The sequence below is a fragment of the Streptomyces sp. Y2F8-2 genome (assembly GCF_014905555.1).
GTDB classification, from domain to species: domain Bacteria; phylum Actinomycetota; class Actinomycetes; order Streptomycetales; family Streptomycetaceae; genus Streptomyces; species Streptomyces cynarae.
Genome location: NZ_BNGS01000005.1, coordinates 173,545 through 193,926 on the forward strand (window position 1 = coordinate 173,545; position 20,382 = coordinate 193,926).

The window sequence follows — 20,382 nt, forward strand, 5'->3', positions numbered from 1 at the left end:
CACCACCCATGACGAACCCAGCCGAGAGGCTCGTCGACCTGCTCGACCTGGAGCGGATCGAGGTCAACATCTTCCGTGGCCGCAGCCCCCAGGAATCCTTGCAGCGGGTCTTCGGCGGCCAGGTGGCCGGCCAGGCGCTGGTCGCCGCCGGCCGCACCACGGACGGCGAACGGCCGGTGCACTCGCTGCACGCGTACTTCCTGCGCCCGGGCATACCGGGCGTGCCCATCGTGTACCAGGTCGAACGGGTCCGTGACGGAAGGTCCTTCACGACCCGGCGGGTCACGGCCGTGCAGCAGGGCCGCACGATCTTCAATCTGACCGCCTCCTTTCACAAGCCTGAAGAGGGGAGCTTCGAGCACCAGTTGCCGCCGGCCCGCGAGGTACCGGACCCGGAGTCACTGCCGACGGTCACGCAGGAGGTCAAGGAGCATCTGGGCGCGCTGCCCGAGACGCTGGAGCGGATGGCCCGGCGTCAGCCGTTCGACATCCGCTATGTGGACCGGTTGCGCTGGAGCACCGACGAGATCAAGGACGCCGAGCCACGCAGCGCGGTGTGGATGCGTGCCGTGGGCCCGCTCGGGGACGATCCGCTCGTGCACACCTGCGCGCTGACGTACGCGAGCGACATGACGCTCCTGGACGCCGTCCGCATCCCCGTCGAACCGCTCTGGGGGCCGCGGGGTTTCGACATGGCGTCACTGGACCATGCCATGTGGTTCCACCGGCCGTTCCGCGCGGACGAGTGGTTCCTGTACGACCAGGAGTCCCCGATCGCGGTGGGTGGTCGGGGTCTTGCCCGGGGCCGCATCTACGACGTCGAGGGTCGCCTGCTCGTTTCGGTCGTCCAGGAGGGACTCTTCCGCCGGCTCGAGCGGTGACGGCACGCCTGTCCCACGCCCGCGTCGGCCGGTCCCGGGACGCCGGTCAGGGGTTTCTGCGGCGCAGCCACCCGAGCACGCCCCGCGACGGCGCCTGTTCATCGCGCCCCGCCATCGCCTGCCGGTCGGGCGCGGTCCCGTTGTGGGTCACAGGCTCACCCGGGACGACCGTTTCCGTGAGGCTCGCGGTCCGGCCCACGTCCGTGGCCCTGTGCACGGTCGTGTTCCCGCAGACCGTCGCGGCCCCGGCTCCATGGACCGGCGCAGGACGGTGGACGGTCACGGGCCGGCGTTCGTCGTCGGGGACTCCCGGTGACAGCCACGACGCGGGCCGCTCCCGCCGCGCCTCGATCAGCGCTCGGCCCAGATCGGCCCGGAGCCAGCCCACCTCGTCGGGGTCTTCCGCGATCATGATCCGCGCGGCGATCCGGGCCGCGGGTGAGTCGGGCGGCCACTGCACGGACTGGGCAGGTCGCAGGCGGTACAGCTCGGCCCGCTCGTTGGGATCGCGGACGACATCCGCCACGTGCGCCGGGTCCAGCAGGGACGCCACCACGGCGGCCTTCGCCCACGGGTCGTCCGTCAGCCGCAGCCGGAATCCCAGGTGCCGCCCACGCCAGTTGCGGGGCCGCAGGTCCAGCCCTGCGTCCAGCTGGTCACGCAGGCCCTCCGGCGTCCGGCCGGTGAGCAGGGGCGCGTTCGCCTCCCCGGAGGCGAACTGCTGGACCTCCTCGGCCAGATACAGCCACACCACGGCACGGTAGCGGTTCAGGTACCACTTCACCGGCACGATCAGACCCAGGCGTGCGAACCGTGTGAACCGGGCGGGCGTCACGTCCATCAGGGCCGCGCCGTCCCTGGTGCCCACCGTCGCGACCCGTTCCCGGAGCGTCTCGGGGAACCCCTCCTCACAGCGGACCCGGTCGATTTCGGCACGCGTGATGCGGCGGCCCCCTCCCCTGTCGTCGGGTACCGTCCGCAAACAGCCGAGCTGGACGGCGAGGTCCAGCTCGCCGCGCCTGAGGCCCAGTTCACGTGCGGCGCGGCTCAACGCCAGCGACGGCAGCCGCGACGTGATGTCCGCGGCTGCGGTGGTTTCCGCGATGACGGGCGTGATCGTGTGTCCGGGCATGGCCGTTCTCCCCCGTGGAGTCCGCTGCGGGCGCCGTGTGCGCCCGCGTCGGAAAAGACCGTATCCCCATCGCCGGATCCCGGAACGGGCCTGTGGAAAACTCCGCTCGCTCCACCGTCGACGCAGGTCAGAGGTCCACTGCGGGCTTGTGCTCCCGCTCTCGGTCGGCCACGGCGAGGTGCTCCCCGACCCGGTTCACCATCAGTGTCATCTCGTAGGCGATCTGGCCGATGTCGGACTCGGCGGCGCTGAGCACGCACAGGCAGCTTCCGGGCCCGGCCGCCGTGACGAACAGGATCGCGTCCTCGAATTCGATCATGGTCTGCCGTACCTGGCCGGCGCCGAAGTGGCGGCCCGAGCCCTTGGCCAGGCTGTGCAGACCGGACGAGACGGCGGCTAGGTGCTCGGCGTCCTCGCGCCGCAGCCCGGTGCTGGTGCCGGTCACCAGTCCGTCGTTGGACAGGACCAGCGCGTGCCGTATGGGCTCCACGCGCTCGGTCAGGTCGTCCAGGAGCCAGCCGAGCTCCGTGTTCTGCGCCATGGTCCGCTCTCCCCGTGTTGTAGCTCTCCCTGGCCGGAGGATCCGGTCAGCCAGCCTTCACCACAGCCGCCGTCCCGGCAAGCAGGATGGAGGTATGGCACAGAAGATGACCGACGAGGAATGGCGGGCCTTCGTCTCGCACGGGACCCGCACCGGGAAGCTCTCCACGGTCCGCGCCGACGGCAGCCCGCATGTGGCACCGATCTGGTTCCTGCTGGACGGCGACGACGTGGTCTTCAACACGGGCAAGGAGACCGTGAAGGGGCGGAATCTGGCCAGGGACGGCCGGGTCGCCCTGTGTGTGGACGACGACCACCCTCCGTACGACTTCGTCGTGCTGCACGGGCGGGCCGAGTTGTCGGAGGACCTGGAGGAGGTGCGGCACTGGGCGACCCGCCTCGGTGCCCGGTACATGGGTGAGGACCGGGCCGAGGAGTTCGGAGCCCGCAACGGCGTTCCGGGAGAACTCCTCGTCCGGGTACGGGTCGAGAAGGTCCTGGCCTATTCCTCCGTCGCCCAATAGAACCGGCCTGCCCCGGCAGGCTGACGCGTCAGCCCACGGAGTCGAGCAGCCGGGCGGTGTGCATCCGCCCGGCGTACTCGACGAGGCGGATCAGCACCTCCTTCCCCGAGTCGCGGTCCCGTGCGTCGCACAGCACCACCGGCGTGCCCTGGTCGAGGTCGAGGGCGCGCGACACGTCCTGGGCCGCGTGGGCGCGGGCTCCGGCGAAGCAGTTGACGGCGACCACGAACGGGATGCGCCGGTGCTCGAAGTAGTCCACCGCCGGGAAGCAGTCCTCGAGTCGTCGGGTGTCCGCGAGCACCACGGCACCGAGAGCGCCCTGGGAGAGCTCGTCCCACAGGAACCAGAACCTGTCCTGACCCGGTGTACCGAAGAGGTACAGCGAGAGCCCGGAGCGGATGGTGATGCGCCCGAAGTCCATGGCGACGGTCGTCGTGACCTTCTGGTCCACACCGTCGGTGTCGTCGACGGACTGGCCCGCCTCGCTCAGCAGTTCCTCGGTGCGCAGCGGCCTGATCTCGCTCACCGCGCCCACCAGGGTGGTCTTGCCGACGCCGAATCCGCCGGCGACCAGTATCTTCAACGCCAGGGCGGCCATCTCGTCCTCGGTGGCGTCGGAGTGCTCGGAGACCATCGATCACTTCTCTCGGGAGTGCCGACCGCGGTCGACGTCAGTACATCCGTGCGGAGTCAGCATCATGGCAACGGCGGTGCGTTCCCGGGGAGTTCGACCGCTTTTTGACCGATGCGACCACCTGTCGTCCATTCGGCGCCCGAATGGACGTACAACTCGGTTCGGATCGGGCCCGCTGTGCTCACGGCCCATCGCCTACAGCGCCCTCAGTCCCGCGATGACCTCGCGCAGAATCCGTTCGTCAGGAAGCTGGGCCGGCGGTACGGGGCGGCTGACCGTCACGCACCCCAACTCCAGGAGGTCCCCCAGGAGCACACGGACGACACCCACGGGCAGGTCTGCGCCGGCGGCGAGTTCGGCGACGGACTGCATCTCGATGCGGCAGAGGTCGATGAGGGCCCGGTGTTCCGGGCCCAGCGCGGCATCGTCGTCGAGGTTCGGTGCCCCAGGATCCAGCGAGACTAGGGCGATGAGGTCGAAGCGCACCCCGGTGGGGCCCGGTTTGGTACGGCCTCCCGTCATCGCGTAGGGCCGCACGAGGGGGCCCGCCTCATGGTCGTACCACTGGCTGCCCGGCTGGTACGGGACGCCTGTCCTGTCCTCGGTCATCTCCGACCGCCCTTGGTCCTCATCCGGCGGCGGGTGGTCGCGCGCCCACCCTGGGCGCGGTGTAGAGGTGTTCGCCGACGCGTTTGACCAGTCGTGCCATCTCGTACCCCACCAAGCCGATGTCGGCGGTGACGGCGGTGAGGACGGCGAGGCAGGAGCCGTCGCCCGCGGCCGCCACGAAGAGGAAGCCGTCGTCCATCTCCACCATGGTCTGCCGGACACCGCCCGCGCCGAAGTGGCGGCCCGCGCCCTTGGCGAGGCTATGGAAGCCGGAGGCGACGGCCGCCAGGTGTTCCGCGTCCTCCCGGCTGAGGCCGGTGGAGGCGCCGACCGCCAGGCCGTCGTTCGACAGCACCACGGCGTGCCGGACTTCGTTCACGCGTACCACCAGGTCGTCCAGCAGCCAGTCGAGTTCACCCGACCGCTGGGCGGCCCTCATGCTCGGGTCCTGGATCATGCGGGGTCTCCTTCGCTGCTGTCGCCGGCGGGTCGGGCGGCCTGTCCGGGTGCGCGGCCACCGCCGCGTGCCCAGCCGTCCCGGTAGGCCGCCATGCGGTCCCGTACCACTTCGGGGGTGCGCTCGTCGTCGCGCCGCGGGCCGGGAGCGCTTGTCGCGCCTTCCTCCGGGCGCCGGTCGCGCAACTGGGGGGCGAGGCTCGCCTGCCGTACGCGTCGCGGGAGGTCGTCGGAGTCCTCGGGGTCGTCCGCGGTGCGGTGCAGCCTCAGGGGCGCGACTCCTGGGGGATGGTTCTCGGGCGGCAGGTCGGCGGAGGGTGCCGCTCCGACGCGGGTGGGACGTGCCAGCGCGGGCCGTTCCGCGGCCTGCGCCACGGGCTCCCTGTGCGGCGGGACCGCGGCCACACGCGCGTACTCGCGGTCCTCGTCCCGCTCGGCGTCCGCCGTACGCGGAGGCGGTTCCGCTGCGCCGTTGTGCAGCAGGGCGGTCGGCAGGAGGACGACGGCGGTGGTGCCGCCGTAGGGCGAGGTGCGCAGGTGCACCTTGATGCCGTGCCGGGAGGAGAGCCTGCTGACCACGAAGAGGCCGAGCCGGTCGCTGTCGAACAGGTCGAGCGCCTCGGACTGCTCGATGCGCCGGTTGGCCTCGGTGAGGGTCTCCTTGCCCATGCCGAGTCCCCGATCCTCGATCTCGACGGCGTAGCCGTTGCCGACGGGCTCTCCGTTGACGCGCACGCGCGTGTGGGGCGGCGAGAACTGTGCGGCGTTCTCGATGAGTTCGGCGAGGAGATGCGTGAGGTCGGCGACCGCGGTGCCGATCACGAACGCCTCGGGGAGTGGCCGTACCTCCACGCGCGCGTAGTCCTCGATCTCGGAGACAGCGGCCCGTACCACGTTGGTCAGTGAGACGGGCATGCGCCAGGCGCGGCCGGGTGCCGCGCCGGAGAGGATGATGAGGCTCTCGGCGTGGCGGCGCATCCGCGTGGTCAGGTGGTCGAGCCGGAAGAGGTCGCTCAGTTCGTTCGGGTCCTCGGAGCGGCGCTCCATGCTGTCGAGCAGGTTGAGCTGGCGGTGCACCAGGACCTGGCTGCGCCGTGCGAGGTTGACGAACACCCCGGAGATTCCGCTGGCGAGTTCCGCGCGTTCGACGGCGGCGCGCAGGGCGGCGCGATGCACGATGCCCAGGGCCTCGGCGACCTGGCCGGTCTCGTCCTCGGCTGGTGGGCCGCCGGGCGCCTCGGCGTCGACGTCGATCTCCTCCCCTGCGCGCAGCTTGCGCATGGCCTGGGGGAGTTTGTGGCGTGCGATCTCCAGTGCGCTGTTGCGCAGGCTCACGAGTTCGACGACGAGTCCTCGTCCGATGCGTACGGAGATGACGAGCGACGCGGCGACGGCGACGAGGCCGAGCAGGACGGCTGCGCCGGCGGGTGTGAGCACACCGCGGGTGAACGGGTCGGCCTGGCGTGCGACGCTCCGGCCCGCCTCCGCCTCGATGGTCCGCATGCCGTCCTGCACGCGCGCGTGCGCCGGATTCCAGCCGGCTTCGGGGGCGGCCGCGACGGCCGAGGCGCCGGGCCGCCTGGAGAGCACCCTGTCCTCCATGGCACCGATGCCGGCGTACGCGCTGCTCTTCGCCAGCCGGTTCCAGGAGGTGCGCTCGGCGCCGCGGAGGTCGGCGACGGCGGACGCGGTCAGGGTGCGGCGCGTGTCGACGGCGCCGGTGAACAGCTTCAGCCGGTCGCCGTCAAGGCTCCGCGCCAGGCGGGCGCCGGCCAGAACGGCGTCCTCCTGAGCGAGCGACTCGCCCGCGCGGGAGAACTCGAGCAGCACGCGCGCGTCGGAGCCGAGGTCGGCGTCCTGCACACCGGTGAGCGCACCGCCCACCTGGAAGGCGGTGTCGATGGTCCTCGTGTACTGCTCGTACGCCCCCTTCCAGCCGACCCGACGGGCGAGTACGTCGCTGCGCAGGGACCGCAGGTGTTCGGCCCCGGTCACGAAGGATTGGAGACGGCCTGAGACGCCGGAGGGCAGGTCGGTGCCGTCGGCGACGGTGTGGTGGCCGCCGAGCCTCAGCGCGGCCACGGCCCGGTCGGTGCGTCCCGCCAGAGCTTGCAGATCGCTCTGCTGCTGGACGGCGGGATCGGTGGCATAGCGCACGGCGGCGACGCGCTCGTCCTGGAGCGCGGCCACGGCGTCGGCGACCGGCACGCGCACGGTGGAGTCCACTCGTTGCAGCTGGCGCAGGCGGGCGACGTCCTGGGCGGTGCTGACGGTGGCGTAGGCCCACAGGGCGATCAGGGAGATCACGGGCACCATGAGCAAGCAGACGATCTTCGCCCGGACGGTGCGCGGCCGTATGCGCCACCGTCCGGCCCGCGCGACGGTGCCGGGCGGCTCCGTGCCGCCCGCCTCGTCTGTCCCGGCACGCTCGTCGGCCGGCGGGCCGGCGTGTGCACGGCGGCCGCGCGCCGGTGGCCTGGGCGGCGGCTCGGCGCCGGCCGTGGGTGTCCTACGGGGTGTTCGCATGGCCTTCTCACTCGGAGTGTGTCGCGGCATGTGGTCCGTGGCCCGTGGTCAGCGGGCGGCGCTCTCGAGCGGCCGCTGGGCCGACGCGGAGGCCTCGCGCTCCCCGGCGGTCGGCGACAGTGCGACGAACGCCGAGGTCAGGAAGAGGTAGGACCCGAGGCCGACGGCGAGCGGGAAGATGAACTGCATCGCCGTGGCCCCGGGCAGGACCTCGCCGGACGGGGTCACATCGACGCTCACCGCGAACATCCCGGTGTAGTGCATGCTGCTGACCGCCGCGCCCATGACGAGCGAGGCGACGGTCACCGCGATGGGCGACTTGATGTTGAGGCCGGCCCACAGGGCCGCCGTCGCCGCGACCACGGCGATCAGCACGGAGAGCGCGACGAGCACCGGGTCGTAGTGCACCGCCCCGTGCAGCCGCAGCGCCGTCATACCGAGGTAGTGCATGCTCGCGACCCCGAGACCGGTGGTGAGCCCGCCGAGGAAGAGCGCCCGGGGGCGGCCACCGCCGTAGCCGACGGCGAACACGCCGACGCCCACGACGATCATGGCGACGAGCAGGCTGAGAATGGTCAGCGGCACGTCGTAGCGGATCTCGGTGCCGGTGACGCCGAAGCCGAGCATGGCCACGAAGTGCATGGTCCAGATGCCGGTGCCGATGGCCGAGGCCGCGGTGACGAGCCAGTTGCGACGCGACCTGCCGGTGGCGCCGAGCGCACGGACCGTGCAGCGCAGCCCGAGGGCGGCGCCTATGCACGCCATGACGTACGACAGCACGGGGGTCAGCCAGCCGAATGCGGCGTGGTCCAGGTGTCCCATGGCCACGGGACGCTAGCCCCGGCGGAGGGGCGCAAAGGGGGCGCATTTCGAAAGCTGTTGAAATCTGACGCAGACGAGACACGGAACGATCGCGTCATGCTCGAACGTGTGCACAAAGACATCCCTCGTGAAGGTGAGGGATCATGCGGAGCATGAGCGACGTCCATACACATGTCCAGGAGTTCTTCACCGCGCGAGCGGCCGACTGGGACGCGAAGTTCCCCGACGACGGCCCGGCGTTCGCCGCCGCTGTCGCCGCTCTCGGCCTTCGCAAGGGCGACCGGGTGCTCGACGCGGGCTGCGGTACCGGGCGGGCTCTGACACCGCTGCGTGCGGCCGTGGGACCGTCGGGCCTGGTCCTGGGGGCCGATCTCACCCCGGCGATGCTTCAGGCAGCGGCACGGGCCGGACGCGGCCGCGACGGCGTGTTGCTGCTTGCCGACGTGACCGCGCTTCCGCTGCGCACGGAGTCCCTGGACGCGGTCTTCGCGGCAGGGCTGATCGCGCACCTCCCCCACCCGGCCGAGAATTTGCGTGAGCTGGCGCGTGTGGTGCGGCCCGGCGGACTGCTCGCGCTCTTCCATCCGGTCGGACGGGCGGCCCTCGCGGCCCGCCAGGGGCGGCAGATCACACCCGGCGATCTCCGCGCCGAGCCCAACCTCCGGCCGCTGCTGGCCGGCTCCGGCTGGCGCATGACGTCGTACGTCGACGAGGACACCCGCTTCCTCGCCCTGGCCCTCCGCGAGGGCTGAGTCTCAGCCTCGCCGCGCAACGACGGTCCGTCGCGGAGGGCACGCTGTATGCGACGGTGCGCTCGACTCACTCCGTGGGGGAGATCGTCGACGAGGCCCCTGCCTGCCGGACCGGGCAGCCCTTGACCCCGGGGACCGGACGAGTGCCCAGGTCGGCGATGCGGTAGCCGTTCGGGTAGCCCTTGATCTCCCAGTTCTGCCGCGCGTAGTGGGGAGTCCGGCGCGGGGGCATGAGGCGGACGAGGCGGCCGCGGGCCCGGACCGCACGGCGTACCCACCCGCGCGTGGCGGCGCTCGGCGGCTCGTACCGGAAGGCCCGCAGGAGCGAGTCGTCGAGCAGGGAGAGAGTCACCCGGTGCAGGACCGGTGCGAGGGGGCGCGGATACCAGGAGGCCATCAGGTCCAAGGTCGCGTCGGACACGCGCCGGGCTTGCGGGTCCCAGGCGAAGTGGGCGGCCTCATAGCCGTCGAGGCAGGCCTCGAACTCCTCATACGTTCCGGGGATGTCCTTGATGCCCATGTGCCGCCCCAGAGTGCGGTAGTGCACGGCGGAGGCGACGGTCTCGTGCCGGGACAGCCGGCGCCATCCGTAGGCGTCGATCCACCGCTTGGGCATCACCACGAAGGTGCACAGCACGTACCTCATGTCGTCATTGCTGATGTCGTAGCTGCGGTGCATCTGGTTGATGCGGCGGATCGCGGTGCGCCCCTCGTCGCTGTCGAAGCCGTGCTCGACAACGGTGTCGAGGAGCAGCGAGGTGTCGTCGTACCGCTTCTGTGTGCGGTCGGTGAGCTCCCTGGTCTCGGCGAGCAGCCGGCCGATGCCGGGGACGGCGTACGTACGATAGAGCGCAAGTTCCAGGGCGCGGGTGTAGTCCCAGGGGAACTCGTACGCGGCACTGAGCCGGTAGATCTCCAGGGCGTCCTTCTCGGGGTGCAGACGACGGATCTGTTCGAGCCGATCGAACCGCTTCACGGTTCCGTCCCCCTTCTGCCACGGCGACTCCAACCCTACGTTGAAGAGCAGCACATGCACGTCGGCGAAGGCAACCACACAGGGGGAAGGTGGCGTGGCGTGTTCGACAGGATCCGCACATCGGTGGGCAGACTCGTCAACAAGTCTTCGCGCGCGCAGGCTGCCGCGGCCGGGGGTAAGCGCACACACAACCTGTTCGAGGCGGCAGCCGCTTATGTGTCGGCATGCGCCGAGGAAGACCAGGACCGGATGGACGAGGCCGCGTCGTGGGTCTCGCCAGAGGCCCTGTCGTTCGGTGTGACGGAGCTCGCCTGCCGCGCGCTGATCGCTCTCGCACGGGAGCGCGACGACTCTCCGCGGTCCGTCGCGCGGACGCTCCTCGGCCTGCCTGCCGCCTGACGCCGGAACTCGCCGGGTGCTTTCGCCCCGTCCGGCCGGAGACGTGCGGTTCCTTCTGCGATTCGCAGTCGTGACAACCGGCTCGCGGGCGCATTAAGGTGCGCCGACGAACCACTGATCGGGAGGACGGCATGACCGGGACGGACGAGGACTCCGTCGCCGCCACGGACGACGCGCTGTATGTACTGACGGCGATTCTGCTGACGCCCGCGCAGTTCCCGAGCGTGCTGGGCGACGACTATCCGGAGGCCTGCGCGGCGCTCGGTCTGCCGCCCGTGATGGACGGCTACGGCCTGGTGCTCGGCCAGGACGCCGACGGTGCGCGCTGGACGGTGGTCGTCGACGACGTGTCGCTGGTGGCCGTGGCGATCGCGTCCTGGGACTGCGGCATGGAGTACGACCTGTCACCCGACGAGCGCACGGTCGTCGCCGCGCTGCCGGGCTGGCCGCTGGCCGTGGCCGTCGCGGCGCCCGGTGTGCCCGCCCCGCACGACCCGGCACCGGAAGACACCGACCGTGAGCCGCTCTCCCCACCGGACACCGACACCTGGGGTCCGGCGCAACGGCGCCTGGGCGCCGACCAGATCGCGCTCCAGTGGGCCGTGTGGCGAGACCAGATCCACGCCGCCGACTTCGCACCCGTGGACGACGCGGAGCCGGCGGCGGAAGGTGGCGAGCCCGCAGACGGCAAGCCCGCAAGCGGGGCCCGCAGCGCGATACACCGCGCGCTTGACCAGGCGCACGGGTATGTGGACTCCCCTCCGCCGCCGGGCCGTGTGCGTTCCTCGTTCGCACCCGGTGACGCACGCCTGTTGCGTGCTGACGGGCCCGGCTGGTCCATGGTGGCCAGGACCGACGACATCGCGTTCTTCCTCCTCGACGAGAAGCCCGGAGAGGTGATCCCGGTGGGCCGGGGGTCGCAGTTGCCCGGACTGCTGGAGGGCCTCGACAAGGTGGCGGCACGTCCGGCCTGAATGGGGACAACTGGGTGCGGGGGCATGGGCAGCATTGTGAGACCCCATACGGTCATCTGCGCCCATGTGGCCCACACCTATGGTCGGCGAACTTCCGGGGTCGCAGCATGGGCAGCCGCTTACTCTCGTCCTGACCCGGAGGTCCCTCATGCGCCTGTCTCGTCACGTCGCGTTGTGCGCCGCCGCTCTGCTCGTCTCGGCCCTCCCCGGCCGCGCGGTGGCGGGCGACGGTGGCCGTTGCGAACCCCAGGAGCGGATACAGGTACCTGGTGCGGCGTTCCAACAGAGCGCCTGTCTGGGCGATATGACGACGGCGGGGCTCGCGGGAACGCCGTACACGGACATGACCGACCAGGCGGGTCTGACCGCTGCGGCCACCCGCAATCCGTCCGGTGTGCCGGGGCTGCAGATCGACGGCTACTTCCCGGACGACTCGCACTTCAACACCACGCACGGCTGGCGGCACGACGCCCAGTTCGTGATCCGGCTCCCGGACCGGTGGAACGGCGGCCTCGTCGTCACGGGCGCCCCCGGTACGCGTCGGCAGTACGCGACCGACACCGCGATCTCCGACCGGGTGCTGGCGCAGGGCTACGCGTACGCGGCCACCGACAAGGGCAACAGCGGGCCGGACTTCTACCGCGACGGAACCCGCCCCGGTGACGCCGTTGCCGAGTGGAACCGGCGCACGACGCAGCTCACGCTGGCCGCCAAGCGGGTGGTGGCGCAACGCTACGGGCGGGCCCCTCGGCGCACGTACATGACCGGCATCTCCAACGGCGGCTACCTGACGCGCTGGCAGTTGGAGCACCACCCCGAGCTGTACGACGGCGGGGTGGACTGGGAGGGCGCGCTGTGGACGGCCGACGGCCCGAACCTGTTGACGTCGCTGCCCGTGGCCGTGGCCCGCATGCTGGGTTCGGCCCGGGACGAGGATCTGTACGCGGCCGGGTTTGCCCGGGGATCCGAATTCCTGTGGCCGTACCACGAGAAGGCGTACTGGGGCATCACACAGAAGATCTACCGGGCGGAGTTCGACCCCTCGTACGACCCCACCTGCCCTGGTGCGTCCGCCGGGTCGACGGCGGAGCAGATCCTGGCACCCTGTCCTTCGGACGCGGCCTACGACTATGCGGCGCGACCCGCATCCGTGCACCGAGCGGTCGCCCGGGTCGCCCTCACGGGACGCATCGGCAAACCGCTGATCACGCTGCACGGCGACCTGGACGCCCTGCTGCCCAAGAGCACGGACTCCGACGTGTATGCGCGCATGGTGCGGGATGCCGGTCGCGGCGCGCTGCACCGCTTCTACACCGTCGCGGGCGGTACACACGTCGACGGCCTGTACGACTCCTATCCCGACCGGCTCAGGCCGATTCTGCCGTGCTACCGGGCGGCCTTCGACACGCTCACCGCATGGGTCGAGCGGGGCGAGCGGCCGCCCGCGGACCGTACCGTCGGCACGCCCGCGGGCGGTGACGTGGTCAACTCCTGCGCGCTGACGGAGCCCCGGTCCGGCCACTGACCTCTCAGCGGCCGAGCTCCTTCCGCGCCACGCGGCGCAGCCTGCGCCGCTGCGACGGGTCCAGGGTGAAGTACGCGGCCGCCGGGACTCCCAGCACGATCAGGAGGACGGCCCACCACGGCAGCCATATCCACAGGATGAGTCCGGCCAGCACTCCCCCGGTGGCGATCTTCGCGTTCCTCGACATGTGTCGCCTCCTTCGCGGCCACTGCCGCTCCTTGTTCTGAGAACGGGTGCCTGCTGCGTGCGGTTCCGGGCGCCGACCCTGAGACAACCCTGAGCCCCACCCCTCAGCCATCCCTGAGAGACCCCTCAGGGGACGGCCGCGACCTCAGTGTGCGTCGAGGGTGCGACGGCCGGGACCGCGAAGAGTGACTCCAGGTCGCTCGGAAAGCCGCTGGGAAGCACGCTGGGCCACCCCGACGGCAGCCTCGCCGGGAGGTCCGAGGGGAGCTTCGAGGGCAGTGCGGTGGGCAGTCCCGTCGGGATGCCCAGGGACGGCGCAGGTGCACGGCTTGTGCTCGCGCCGCTCTCGGTGGGCGATTTCCGCTGCGCCGCGCCTCCGCGGTCGACGACGAGGACCACCGCGACGATTCCGAGGGCCACGATCGCCGCGAGCGTCAGGAAGAGGCCGGCGCGGCGGCGGACGGGCGCGCCGGGTGGTCCGGGCGGCGGCTGGAACGGCGGGCCGAACCCGGTATGGTCCGAGGGCGGCGTGTTTCCCGGCGGCATGGCCATAGGGTCCACGGTCGCCCCGCACCGGTCATGACGGTACCCTCGCGCGGCTGTTGATACGGACTCATGCCATGGACGGCATGAGTCCGGGACATCCCGCGCGAGGGCGTCATTCCTCGAGTACCGGCAGCGCTCAGCCGCGCGCGCCCAGCAGGTGGTCCATGGCCAGCTGGTCCAGGCGCTCGAAGGCCATCCCGCGCGCGGCGGCCGCCTCCACGTCGAACTGCTCGAACGCACTGCGGTCGGCGAGCAGCGCCTGAAGTCCGTCCTCGGCGGTCGGCTGCGCCAGCTGGTCCAGTCGCGAGGCGCGCAGGGCCTCCTGGACCTCCGGATCGGCCCGGAAGGCGGCCGAACGCTCCTTCAGGATGAGGTAGTTGCGCATGCAGCCCGCCGCCGACGCCCACACGCCGTCGAGGTCCTCGGTCCGCGGCGGCTTGAAGTCGAAGTGGCGCGGTCCGCTGTAACCGGCGCTCTCCAGGAGGTCGACCAGCCAGAACGCGGCCCGCAGGTCGCCCGCGCCGAAGCGCAGGTCCTGGTCGTACTTGATGCCGGACTGGCCGTTGAGGTCGATGTGGAAGAGCTTGCCCGCCCACAGGGCCTGGGCGATGCCGTGCGGGAAGTTGAGGCCGGCCATCTGCTCGTGGCCCACCTCGGGGTTGACGCCGTACAGCTCCGGACGCTCCAGGCGCTCGATGAACGCCAGGGCGTGGCCGACGGTGGGCAGCAGGATGTCGCCGCGGGGCTCGTTCGGCTTGGGCTCGATGGCGAAGCGCAGGTCGTAGCCCTGTGAGGTGACGTACTCGCCCAGGAGGTCGAAGGCCTCCTTCATGCGGTCGAGTGCGACCCGCACGTCCTTGGCCGCGCCGGACTCGGCACCCTCCCGGCCGCCCCAGGCGACGTACGTCTTGGCGCCCAGCTCCACCGCCAGGTCGATGTTGCGGATGGTCTTGCGCAGCGCGTAGCGGCGGACGTCCCGGTCGTTCGCCGTGAAGGCGCCGTCCTTGAAGACGGGGTGCGTGAACAGGTTGGTGGTGGCCATCGGCACGGTCATCCCGGTCGTGTCGAGTGCCTGACGGAAGCGCTTGATGTGCGCCTCGCGCTCGCTGTCCGAGGACCCGAAGGGGATCAGGTCGTCGTCGTGGAAGGTCACACCGTAGGCCCCGAGCTCGGCGAGGCGCTGCACCGTCTCCACCGGGTCCAGGGCGCGCCGGGTGGCGTCGCCGAACGGGTCCCGTCCCTGCCAGCCGACGGTCCACAGGCCGAAGGTGAACCTGTCCTCGGGGGTGGGCTGGTAGCTCATGCCGCGGCTCCTTGCTCGCTGAGACTATTTCGTCATGGCGCTTAACAAATTAGTATGCGAAGGCATCTCTGGGAAGAGACGATGTGTCCTCCGTACGGTGACTCCGTACGGTGACGACGGGCGCACGTCCGGCCACTGTGGCCGGGCACGCCCGCCCACAGGCCAGAACCCGCGAGCCGCGGAAGAGGGAGAGCCCGATGTCAGCAGCCGAGGGTCCGCTCGTCGTCGGAGTGGACTCGTCCACCCAGTCCACCAAGGCCCTGGTGGTCGACGCGTCGACCGGACGGGTGGTGGCGAGCGGTCAGGCACCGCACACCGTCACGTCGGGCGCCGGCCGCGAGAGCGACCCGCGCCAGTGGTGGGAGGCACTGTGCGAGGCCCTGCACCAGTGCGGCGAGGCGGCCCACGAAGCCGCCGCCGTGTCGATCGGCGGTCAGCAGCACGGCCTGGTCACCCTGGACGGCCGGGGTGAGCCGGTCCGCCCGGCCCTGCTGTGGAACGACGTACGGTCGGCGCCGCAGGCCCGCCGCCTGGTGGAGGAGCTGGGCGGTCCCAAGATCTGGGCAGAGCGCACCGGAAGCCTGCCCGGGCCGTCCTTCACGGTCACGAAGTGGGCCTGGCTGGCCGAGAACGAGCCGGAGGCCGTCCGCGCGACCAAGGCCGTACGGCTGCCCCACGACTACCTGACCGAGCGGCTCACCGGGCAGGGAACGACCGACCGCGGCGATGCCTCGGGCACCGGCTGGTGGGCGTCGGCGACGGAGTCGTACGACGAGGAGATCCTCGCGCACGTGGGCCTCGACCCCGCCCTGCTGCCGCGCGTGGTCCGGCCCGGGGAGGTGGCCGGCACCGTGCGCGACGCCCACGACCTGCCGTTCTCCAAGGGCACCCTGGTCGCGCCGGGCACGGGCGACAACGCAGCCGCCGCGCTGGGTCTGGGGCTGCGTCCCGGGACCCCGGTGCTGAGCCTCGGGACCTCCGGAACGGTGTACGCGGTCTCGAGACGGCGGCCCGCCGACCCGACCGGGACCGTGGCGGGCTTCGCGGACGCGCACGGCGACTGGCTGCCGCTGGCGTGCACGCTGAACTGCACGCTCGCTGTCGACCGGATCGCCGCGCTGCTCGGCCTGGACCGGGAGGCCGTCGAGCCCGGTACCGGTGTGACGCTGCTCCCCTACCTGGACGGCGAGCGCACCCCGGCCCTCCCGCACGCCTCGGGGCTGCTGCACGGCCTGCGGCACGACACGACGGCCGGACAGCTGCTGCAGGCGGCCTACGACGGCGCGGTGCACTCACTGCTCGGCGCCCTCGACCTGGTGCTCGACGCGGACGCGGACCGCGCCGCTCCACTGCTGCTCATCGGGGGCGGCGCACGGGGCCGGGCGTGGCAGGAGACCGTACGGCGGCTCTCGGGACGTCCGGTCCAGGTTCCGGAGGCCAGGGAGCTGGTCGCGCTGGGCGCCGCCGCGCAGGCCGCCGGGTTGCTGACCGGTGAGGACCCGGCAGCCGTCGCCCGGCGCTGGGACACCGCGCGCGGGCCGGTCCTCGAGGCCGTGGAGCGGGACGAGGCGACGCTGGCCAGGATCACCGGGGTACTCTCCGACGCGGCGCCGCTGCTGGAGCGGGAGCCGGACCGGCGCTGACGAGATCCGAGGGAGGCATGGCCGCACCGCTGCACGAAGCCCATCCGTCCAGCCCCGGCCGACGGCTGCCGGACACCCAGCAGGGCATGCGCCGCCGGAACCTGGCGCGGGTCATGCACACCGTGAGCGCCGAGGGGCCGCTGTCGCGTGCCGCGGTCGCCTCACGGATCGGGCTGACCCGCGCGGCGGTCTCGACGCTGGTCGACGAGCTGATCCGGTCGGGGCTGCTGGAGGAGCTGGGGCCCGAGCGGCCCGGCCGGGTCGGGCGCCCGGGTTCCGCTCTGGCCGTCAGCGGGCGCGGTCCCGCCGGGATCGGCGCCGAGATCGGTGTCGATCATCTGGCGGTGTGCGCGGTCGATCTGCGCGGCGACGTGCGGGCTCGGGCGGTGCGGCACGGCACGAACCGCGACCGCCCGCCGCAGCCGGTGCTCGGCGAACTGACCGCACTGGTACGGCAGGTGGTGGCGGAGGCGCAGCGGGAAGGACTGTGGCCCGCGGGTCTCGCCGTCGCCGTGCCCGGCCTCGTCGCACGCGATGCCCGGACCGTGGTGCGCGCCCCCAACCTCGACTGGCACGACGTCGATCTGGGTCCCCTGCTGCCGGACGAGCTGCCGCTGACGGTGGACAACGAGGCCAACTTCGGCTCACTCGCGGAGCTGTGGCTCGGTGACGACACGCCCCGCGACTTCCTGCACGTCTCGGCGGAGATCGGCATCGGCGGCGCCGTGGTCGTGGACGGGCGGCTGCTGCGCGGGACGCGTGGATTCGCGGGCGAGCTGGGTCATGTGCCCGTGCGCCCGGAGGGTCCCGCGTGCGCCTGCGGCGGGCGTGGCTGCCTGGAGCAGTACGCCGGTGAGGAGGCCGTGCTGCGCGCGGCCGGGCTGACACCGGGCGAGGACCGCGTCGAACTCCTGGCGGAGCGTGCGGCACGGGGCGACCGGGAGGTACTCCGAGCCCTGCGCGGCGCCGGAACCGCGCTCGGCATCGCGCTCACCGGAGCGGTCAACCTGCTCGACCCGGAGACGGTCGTGCTGGGCGGAGCCCTGGCCGCTCTGGCACCCTGGCTCCTGCCGTCCCTGGAGCGGGAACTTGCCCGGCGAACGGCCGGCCCGGCCTGCGCCGTGAGCGTCTCACGGCTGGGGTCCGAGGGTCCGCTGCTTGGGGCCGCGCACTCGGTGGTGCGGGCCGTGCTGGACGATCCCGCGGCGGTGGCGGCGCGGATGTGACCGCCTGGCCCGGGGCTTCCGGGAGCCCGGTCACGTAGGGCAACGTCCCTCGAACGGGTGACGGAGATATCCACAGTCTCCTGGTTGTCCACCGGGGACACCGCCCCCTTCCTGCCCAACCGCCCAACGCCGTACCGTGATTCACGCGAGGCGCAGCCGCCGGGCAGTGGCTGCGCGGGGGCAGAATCGGGGGGCTCACATGTCGGGGGACACGGCTTTCGGCCTGAGGCGTGAGGCGATCGGCCTGCGCGAGGTCCTGTTCCAGAGCATCACGGCGATGGCGCCGGCGGCAGCGGTCGCGGCGTCCATTCCCTCCGGCGCGGCCTTCGCGGGCGGCAGCCTGCCTTTGTCGGTGCTCGTCGCCTTGGTGGCCTGCCTGTTCACCGCGTCGTGCGTGGCCGAGCTGGCGCGGCGGCTGCCTGCCGCCGGCTCAGTGGCGACCTATGCGGCGCAGGGACTGCATCCGGCCGTCGGCTTCCTCGTCGGCTGGGGCTATGTGTTCGTGGAGGCGCTGGTGCCGCCGCTCCTGCTCCTGCAGCTCGGCTTCACAACGGCGGGCACGCTCCACCAGGAGTGGTCCGCGTACCCGGACGATCTGTGGTGGCCGTGGGCGCTCGCCGGAGCGGTGATCATCGGGGTGACGGGTTACTTCGGCGTGCGCGCCTCGGCCCGGTTCGGCACCGTCCTCGGCGTCTTCGAAGTGCTGGCGTTCCTGGTCTTCGCCGTCTGGCTGATCGTCAGAGCGGGTGGGCACAACACGCTGTCGGTGTTCGGGACCTCCCACACGGCGAAGGGGTACGAGGGGGTGAGCGGCGTGTTCGCCGGATCGGTGTACACGGTGCTCGCCTTCGCCGGATTCGAGGCGGCTGCACCGCTGGCGGAGGAGACGAAGGATCCGCGACGGACGATGCACCGCGCCGTCCTCGGAGCGGCGCTCGCGATCGGACTCTTCTACGTGGTCACGACCTACGCGATGGCCGTGTTCGTCGGCCCCGACCGCTTCGCCGGCTTCGGCGCGTCGGGAGCGGCGTCCTGGGAAGGGGTGGCCCGGGCCTCCTTCGGGCTCTTCTGGGTGCTGGTGTTCCTGGCAGTCGTCAACTCGACGGTCGCCAACGCCAACGCGTGCGCCAACGTCTCGACGCGTACGGCTTACGCACTGGCGCGGATCCGGGTGTTCCCGCCACTCTTCGCGCGCCTGCACCCCCGGTACCGCTCCCCCGCCGCCGGTGTCGCCGTGCAGAGCGCGGTGGCCGTGGCGGTGATGCTGGGGCTCGGCCTCGCCTACGACCCGGTCACGGCGTTCCTTCTGCTGGCCACCGTCATCGTGACGGTCGTCATCGGTGTGTACATCGTGGTCAACCTGGCGTGCGCGGGCTACTTCCTGCGCCGCGGGCGGGAGTCGTTCAGCCCGGTGCGGCACCTGCTGTTCCCGCTGCTGGGCGTCGCCGCCTTCGTGCCCGCCCTGCTGACCGCGGCGGGCCTGCCGGTGTTCCACTTCGTGTCCACGCTGACCGCACCGGTGTCGTACGCCGGTCCCGTCGTCGGGGTCTGGATGGCCGCCGGGGTCGTGGTGCTGCTGGTCCTGCTGCGGCGCCACCCCGGACGGATAGCCGAGACCGCCCGCGTCCATCTGGACGACTCCCCCACACCCGACCCTCTGCCGAACGGAGCCGTGCAGCCATGAGCGATCCCCGGATCCTGACCGTGCGGCCCACACGGGACGAATACGCCTGGACCTTCGGCGGCGCACCGCCCGTCGCGCGGATCGCGCCGGGCACGGTCCTCGACCTGTACACGGAGGACTGTTTCGCCGGACGGGTCCGGTCCGAGAAGGACCTGGTGTCGGAGGTGTGCGAGTTCCCGTATCTGAATCCGCAGACCGGTCCGTTCCACGTGGAGGGCGCCGAACCGGGCGACACCCTTGCGGTCCACTTCGTGTCCATCGAACCGGCCCGGGACTGGGCGGCCTCGACGACGGTGCCCCTGTTCGGCGCGCTGACCTCGACGCACACCACCGCGACACTGCAGCCGCCGCTGCCGGAGGCCGTGTGGATCTGGCAACTGGACCGGGAGCGCCGCACCGCTCTGTTCACCGCGCGGGACAGCGACATCCGCGTCGAGCTGCCGATGGACCCCATGCACGGCACGGTGGGCGTGGCACCGGCCAACCTGGAGGTGCGCTCCGCGCTGGTGCCGGACGCGCACGGTGGGAACATGGACACGCCTGAGATGCGGGCGGGCGCCACCTGTTATCTGGGGGTGAACGTCGAGGGCGGGTTGCTCAGCCTGGGCGACGGGCATGCCCGGCAGGGAGAGGGTGAGACCTGCGGAGTGGCCGTCGAGTGCGCGATGAACACCGTGGTGATCGTCGAGCTGCTCAAGGGCGTCGCCACACCCTGGCCGCGCCTCGAGACCGACACGCACATCATCTCGACGGGCTCGGCACGCCCGTTGGAGGACGCGTTCCGGATATCCCAGCTCGACCTGGTGCAATGGCTGGTGCGCGACTACGGGTTCAGCGAGCTGGACGCCTACCAGTTCGCCACCCAGACGGTCGAGTCTCCGCTGGCGAACGTCTGCGACACCAACTACACGTGCGTGGCCAAGCTCCGCAAGCAATGGCTGCCGGCACGTGAGACGCACCGAGGAATTCATGCCCGCATGCGCGAAACGGCGGCCGCGCTGGGACGTTGAGCAGAGCAGGACAAATCGGAACTTCTTCGAAAGT

General features: G+C 71.7%; 21 protein-coding genes. 10 read left to right on the top strand and 11 right to left on the bottom strand.

Features of this window, described 5'->3' with window-relative positions:
* Positions 1 to 8 precede the first annotated feature (8 nt).
* On the top strand, positions 9 to 881 hold the full coding sequence (locus SY2F82_RS18475; protein WP_200420202.1) for an acyl-CoA thioesterase II: 873 nt from the start codon (positions 9 to 11) through the stop codon (positions 879 to 881).
* A 46-nt stretch (positions 882 to 927) separates the two neighbouring features.
* On the opposite strand, the gene SY2F82_RS18480 is transcribed toward SY2F82_RS18475, so the two are convergent.
* Complete coding sequence (locus SY2F82_RS18480; RefSeq protein ID WP_236041604.1) at positions 928 to 2,013, bottom strand: DUF6397 family protein; 1,086 nt, start codon at positions 2,011 to 2,013, stop codon at positions 928 to 930.
* Between the two features lie 127 nt (positions 2,014 to 2,140).
* Positions 2,141 to 2,554 carry a roadblock/LC7 domain-containing protein gene (locus SY2F82_RS18485; RefSeq protein ID WP_200420203.1) on the bottom strand — a complete coding sequence of 138 codons (414 nt, stop codon included), beginning with the start codon at positions 2,552 to 2,554 and terminating at the stop codon, positions 2,141 to 2,143.
* A 94-nt stretch (positions 2,555 to 2,648) separates the two neighbouring features.
* Between SY2F82_RS18485 and SY2F82_RS18490 the strand changes: the two genes are divergently transcribed.
* The gene (locus tag SY2F82_RS18490) at positions 2,649 to 3,077 is read left to right on the top strand and encodes a PPOX class F420-dependent oxidoreductase (RefSeq protein ID WP_200420204.1); all 429 of its coding nucleotides are present in this window, start codon (positions 2,649 to 2,651) and stop codon (positions 3,075 to 3,077) included.
* 28 nt (positions 3,078 to 3,105) lie between these two features.
* Here the strand turns inward: SY2F82_RS18490 and SY2F82_RS18495 are convergent, their stop codons facing one another.
* The 5 genes from SY2F82_RS18495 to SY2F82_RS18515 all read right to left on the bottom strand — a co-directional run bounded on the left by SY2F82_RS18495 (position 3,106) and on the right by SY2F82_RS18515 (position 8,124).
* Positions 3,106 to 3,711, bottom strand: coding sequence for an ATP/GTP-binding protein (locus SY2F82_RS18495; RefSeq protein WP_200420205.1), 606 nt, complete (start codon positions 3,709 to 3,711; stop codon positions 3,106 to 3,108).
* A gap of 195 nt (positions 3,712 to 3,906) precedes the next feature.
* A complete protein-coding gene (locus tag SY2F82_RS18500; protein WP_200420206.1) occupies positions 3,907 to 4,320 on the bottom strand; it encodes a DUF742 domain-containing protein in 414 nt (137 codons plus the stop codon).
* 19 nt (positions 4,321 to 4,339) lie between these two features.
* The gene (locus tag SY2F82_RS18505) at positions 4,340 to 4,777 is read right to left on the bottom strand and encodes a roadblock/LC7 domain-containing protein (protein ID WP_200420207.1); all 438 of its coding nucleotides are present in this window, start codon (positions 4,775 to 4,777) and stop codon (positions 4,340 to 4,342) included.
* A complete protein-coding gene (locus tag SY2F82_RS18510) occupies positions 4,774 to 7,302 on the bottom strand; it encodes a nitrate- and nitrite sensing domain-containing protein (protein WP_200420208.1) in 2,529 nt (842 codons plus the stop codon). Before SY2F82_RS18510 ends, SY2F82_RS18505 begins: the two co-directional genes overlap by 4 nt.
* Before the next feature lie 48 nt (positions 7,303 to 7,350).
* Entirely contained in the window at positions 7,351 to 8,124 is a 774-nt protein-coding gene (locus tag SY2F82_RS18515) for an MHYT domain-containing protein (RefSeq protein WP_200420209.1), read from the bottom strand.
* Positions 8,125 to 8,276: 152 nt separating this feature from the next.
* Between SY2F82_RS18515 and SY2F82_RS18520 the strand changes: the two genes are divergently transcribed.
* Positions 8,277 to 8,876, top strand: coding sequence for a class I SAM-dependent methyltransferase (locus SY2F82_RS18520; protein WP_200420210.1), 600 nt, complete (start codon positions 8,277 to 8,279; stop codon positions 8,874 to 8,876).
* A 67-nt stretch (positions 8,877 to 8,943) separates the two neighbouring features.
* Here SY2F82_RS18520 and SY2F82_RS18525 read toward each other — a convergent pair whose 3' ends face one another.
* On the bottom strand, positions 8,944 to 9,852 hold the full coding sequence (locus SY2F82_RS18525) for an oxygenase MpaB family protein (RefSeq protein WP_200420211.1): 909 nt from the start codon (positions 9,850 to 9,852) through the stop codon (positions 8,944 to 8,946).
* Between the two features lie 99 nt (positions 9,853 to 9,951).
* Between SY2F82_RS18525 and SY2F82_RS18530 the strand changes: the two genes are divergently transcribed.
* The 3 genes from SY2F82_RS18530 (at position 9,952) to SY2F82_RS18540 (ending at position 12,750) form a co-directional block, all read left to right on the top strand.
* Complete coding sequence (locus tag SY2F82_RS18530; protein ID WP_200420575.1) at positions 9,952 to 10,251, top strand: hypothetical protein; 300 nt, start codon at positions 9,952 to 9,954, stop codon at positions 10,249 to 10,251.
* A gap of 131 nt (positions 10,252 to 10,382) precedes the next feature.
* Complete coding sequence (locus SY2F82_RS18535; RefSeq protein ID WP_200420212.1) at positions 10,383 to 11,225, top strand: hypothetical protein; 843 nt, start codon at positions 10,383 to 10,385, stop codon at positions 11,223 to 11,225.
* Between the two features lie 148 nt (positions 11,226 to 11,373).
* Entirely contained in the window at positions 11,374 to 12,750 is a 1,377-nt protein-coding gene (locus tag SY2F82_RS18540) for a tannase/feruloyl esterase family alpha/beta hydrolase (protein WP_200420213.1), read from the top strand.
* A 4-nt stretch (positions 12,751 to 12,754) separates the two neighbouring features.
* Here the strand turns inward: SY2F82_RS18540 and SY2F82_RS18545 are convergent, their stop codons facing one another.
* From SY2F82_RS18545 to xylA, 3 genes are all read right to left on the bottom strand, one after another.
* On the bottom strand, positions 12,755 to 12,937 hold the full coding sequence (locus SY2F82_RS18545; RefSeq protein WP_200420214.1) for a hypothetical protein: 183 nt from the start codon (positions 12,935 to 12,937) through the stop codon (positions 12,755 to 12,757).
* A 125-nt stretch (positions 12,938 to 13,062) separates the two neighbouring features.
* On the bottom strand, positions 13,063 to 13,482 hold the full coding sequence (locus tag SY2F82_RS18550) for a hypothetical protein (RefSeq protein WP_200420215.1): 420 nt from the start codon (positions 13,480 to 13,482) through the stop codon (positions 13,063 to 13,065).
* 136 nt (positions 13,483 to 13,618) lie between these two features.
* Entirely contained in the window at positions 13,619 to 14,785 is a 1,167-nt protein-coding gene (gene xylA, locus SY2F82_RS18555) for a xylose isomerase (protein WP_200420216.1), read from the bottom strand.
* Positions 14,786 to 14,982: 197 nt separating this feature from the next.
* On the opposite strand from xylA, the gene xylB reads away from it, so the two are divergent.
* The 4 genes from xylB to SY2F82_RS18575 all read left to right on the top strand — a co-directional run bounded on the left by xylB (position 14,983) and on the right by SY2F82_RS18575 (position 20,348).
* Positions 14,983 to 16,428, top strand: coding sequence for a xylulokinase (gene xylB, locus SY2F82_RS18560; protein ID WP_200420217.1), 1,446 nt, complete (start codon positions 14,983 to 14,985; stop codon positions 16,426 to 16,428).
* Between the two features lie 17 nt (positions 16,429 to 16,445).
* The gene (locus SY2F82_RS18565) at positions 16,446 to 17,654 is read left to right on the top strand and encodes an ROK family transcriptional regulator (RefSeq protein WP_200420218.1); all 1,209 of its coding nucleotides are present in this window, start codon (positions 16,446 to 16,448) and stop codon (positions 17,652 to 17,654) included.
* A 199-nt stretch (positions 17,655 to 17,853) separates the two neighbouring features.
* Positions 17,854 to 19,338 (top strand): APC family permease, encoded by a 1,485-nt coding sequence (locus SY2F82_RS18570; RefSeq protein ID WP_200420219.1) that lies wholly within the window; start codon positions 17,854 to 17,856, stop codon positions 19,336 to 19,338.
* Entirely contained in the window at positions 19,335 to 20,348 is a 1,014-nt protein-coding gene (locus SY2F82_RS18575) for an acetamidase/formamidase family protein (RefSeq protein ID WP_200420220.1), read from the top strand. The genes SY2F82_RS18570 and SY2F82_RS18575 overlap by 4 nt, the downstream gene beginning before the upstream one ends.
* The last annotated feature ends 34 nt before the right edge of the window (positions 20,349 to 20,382 follow it).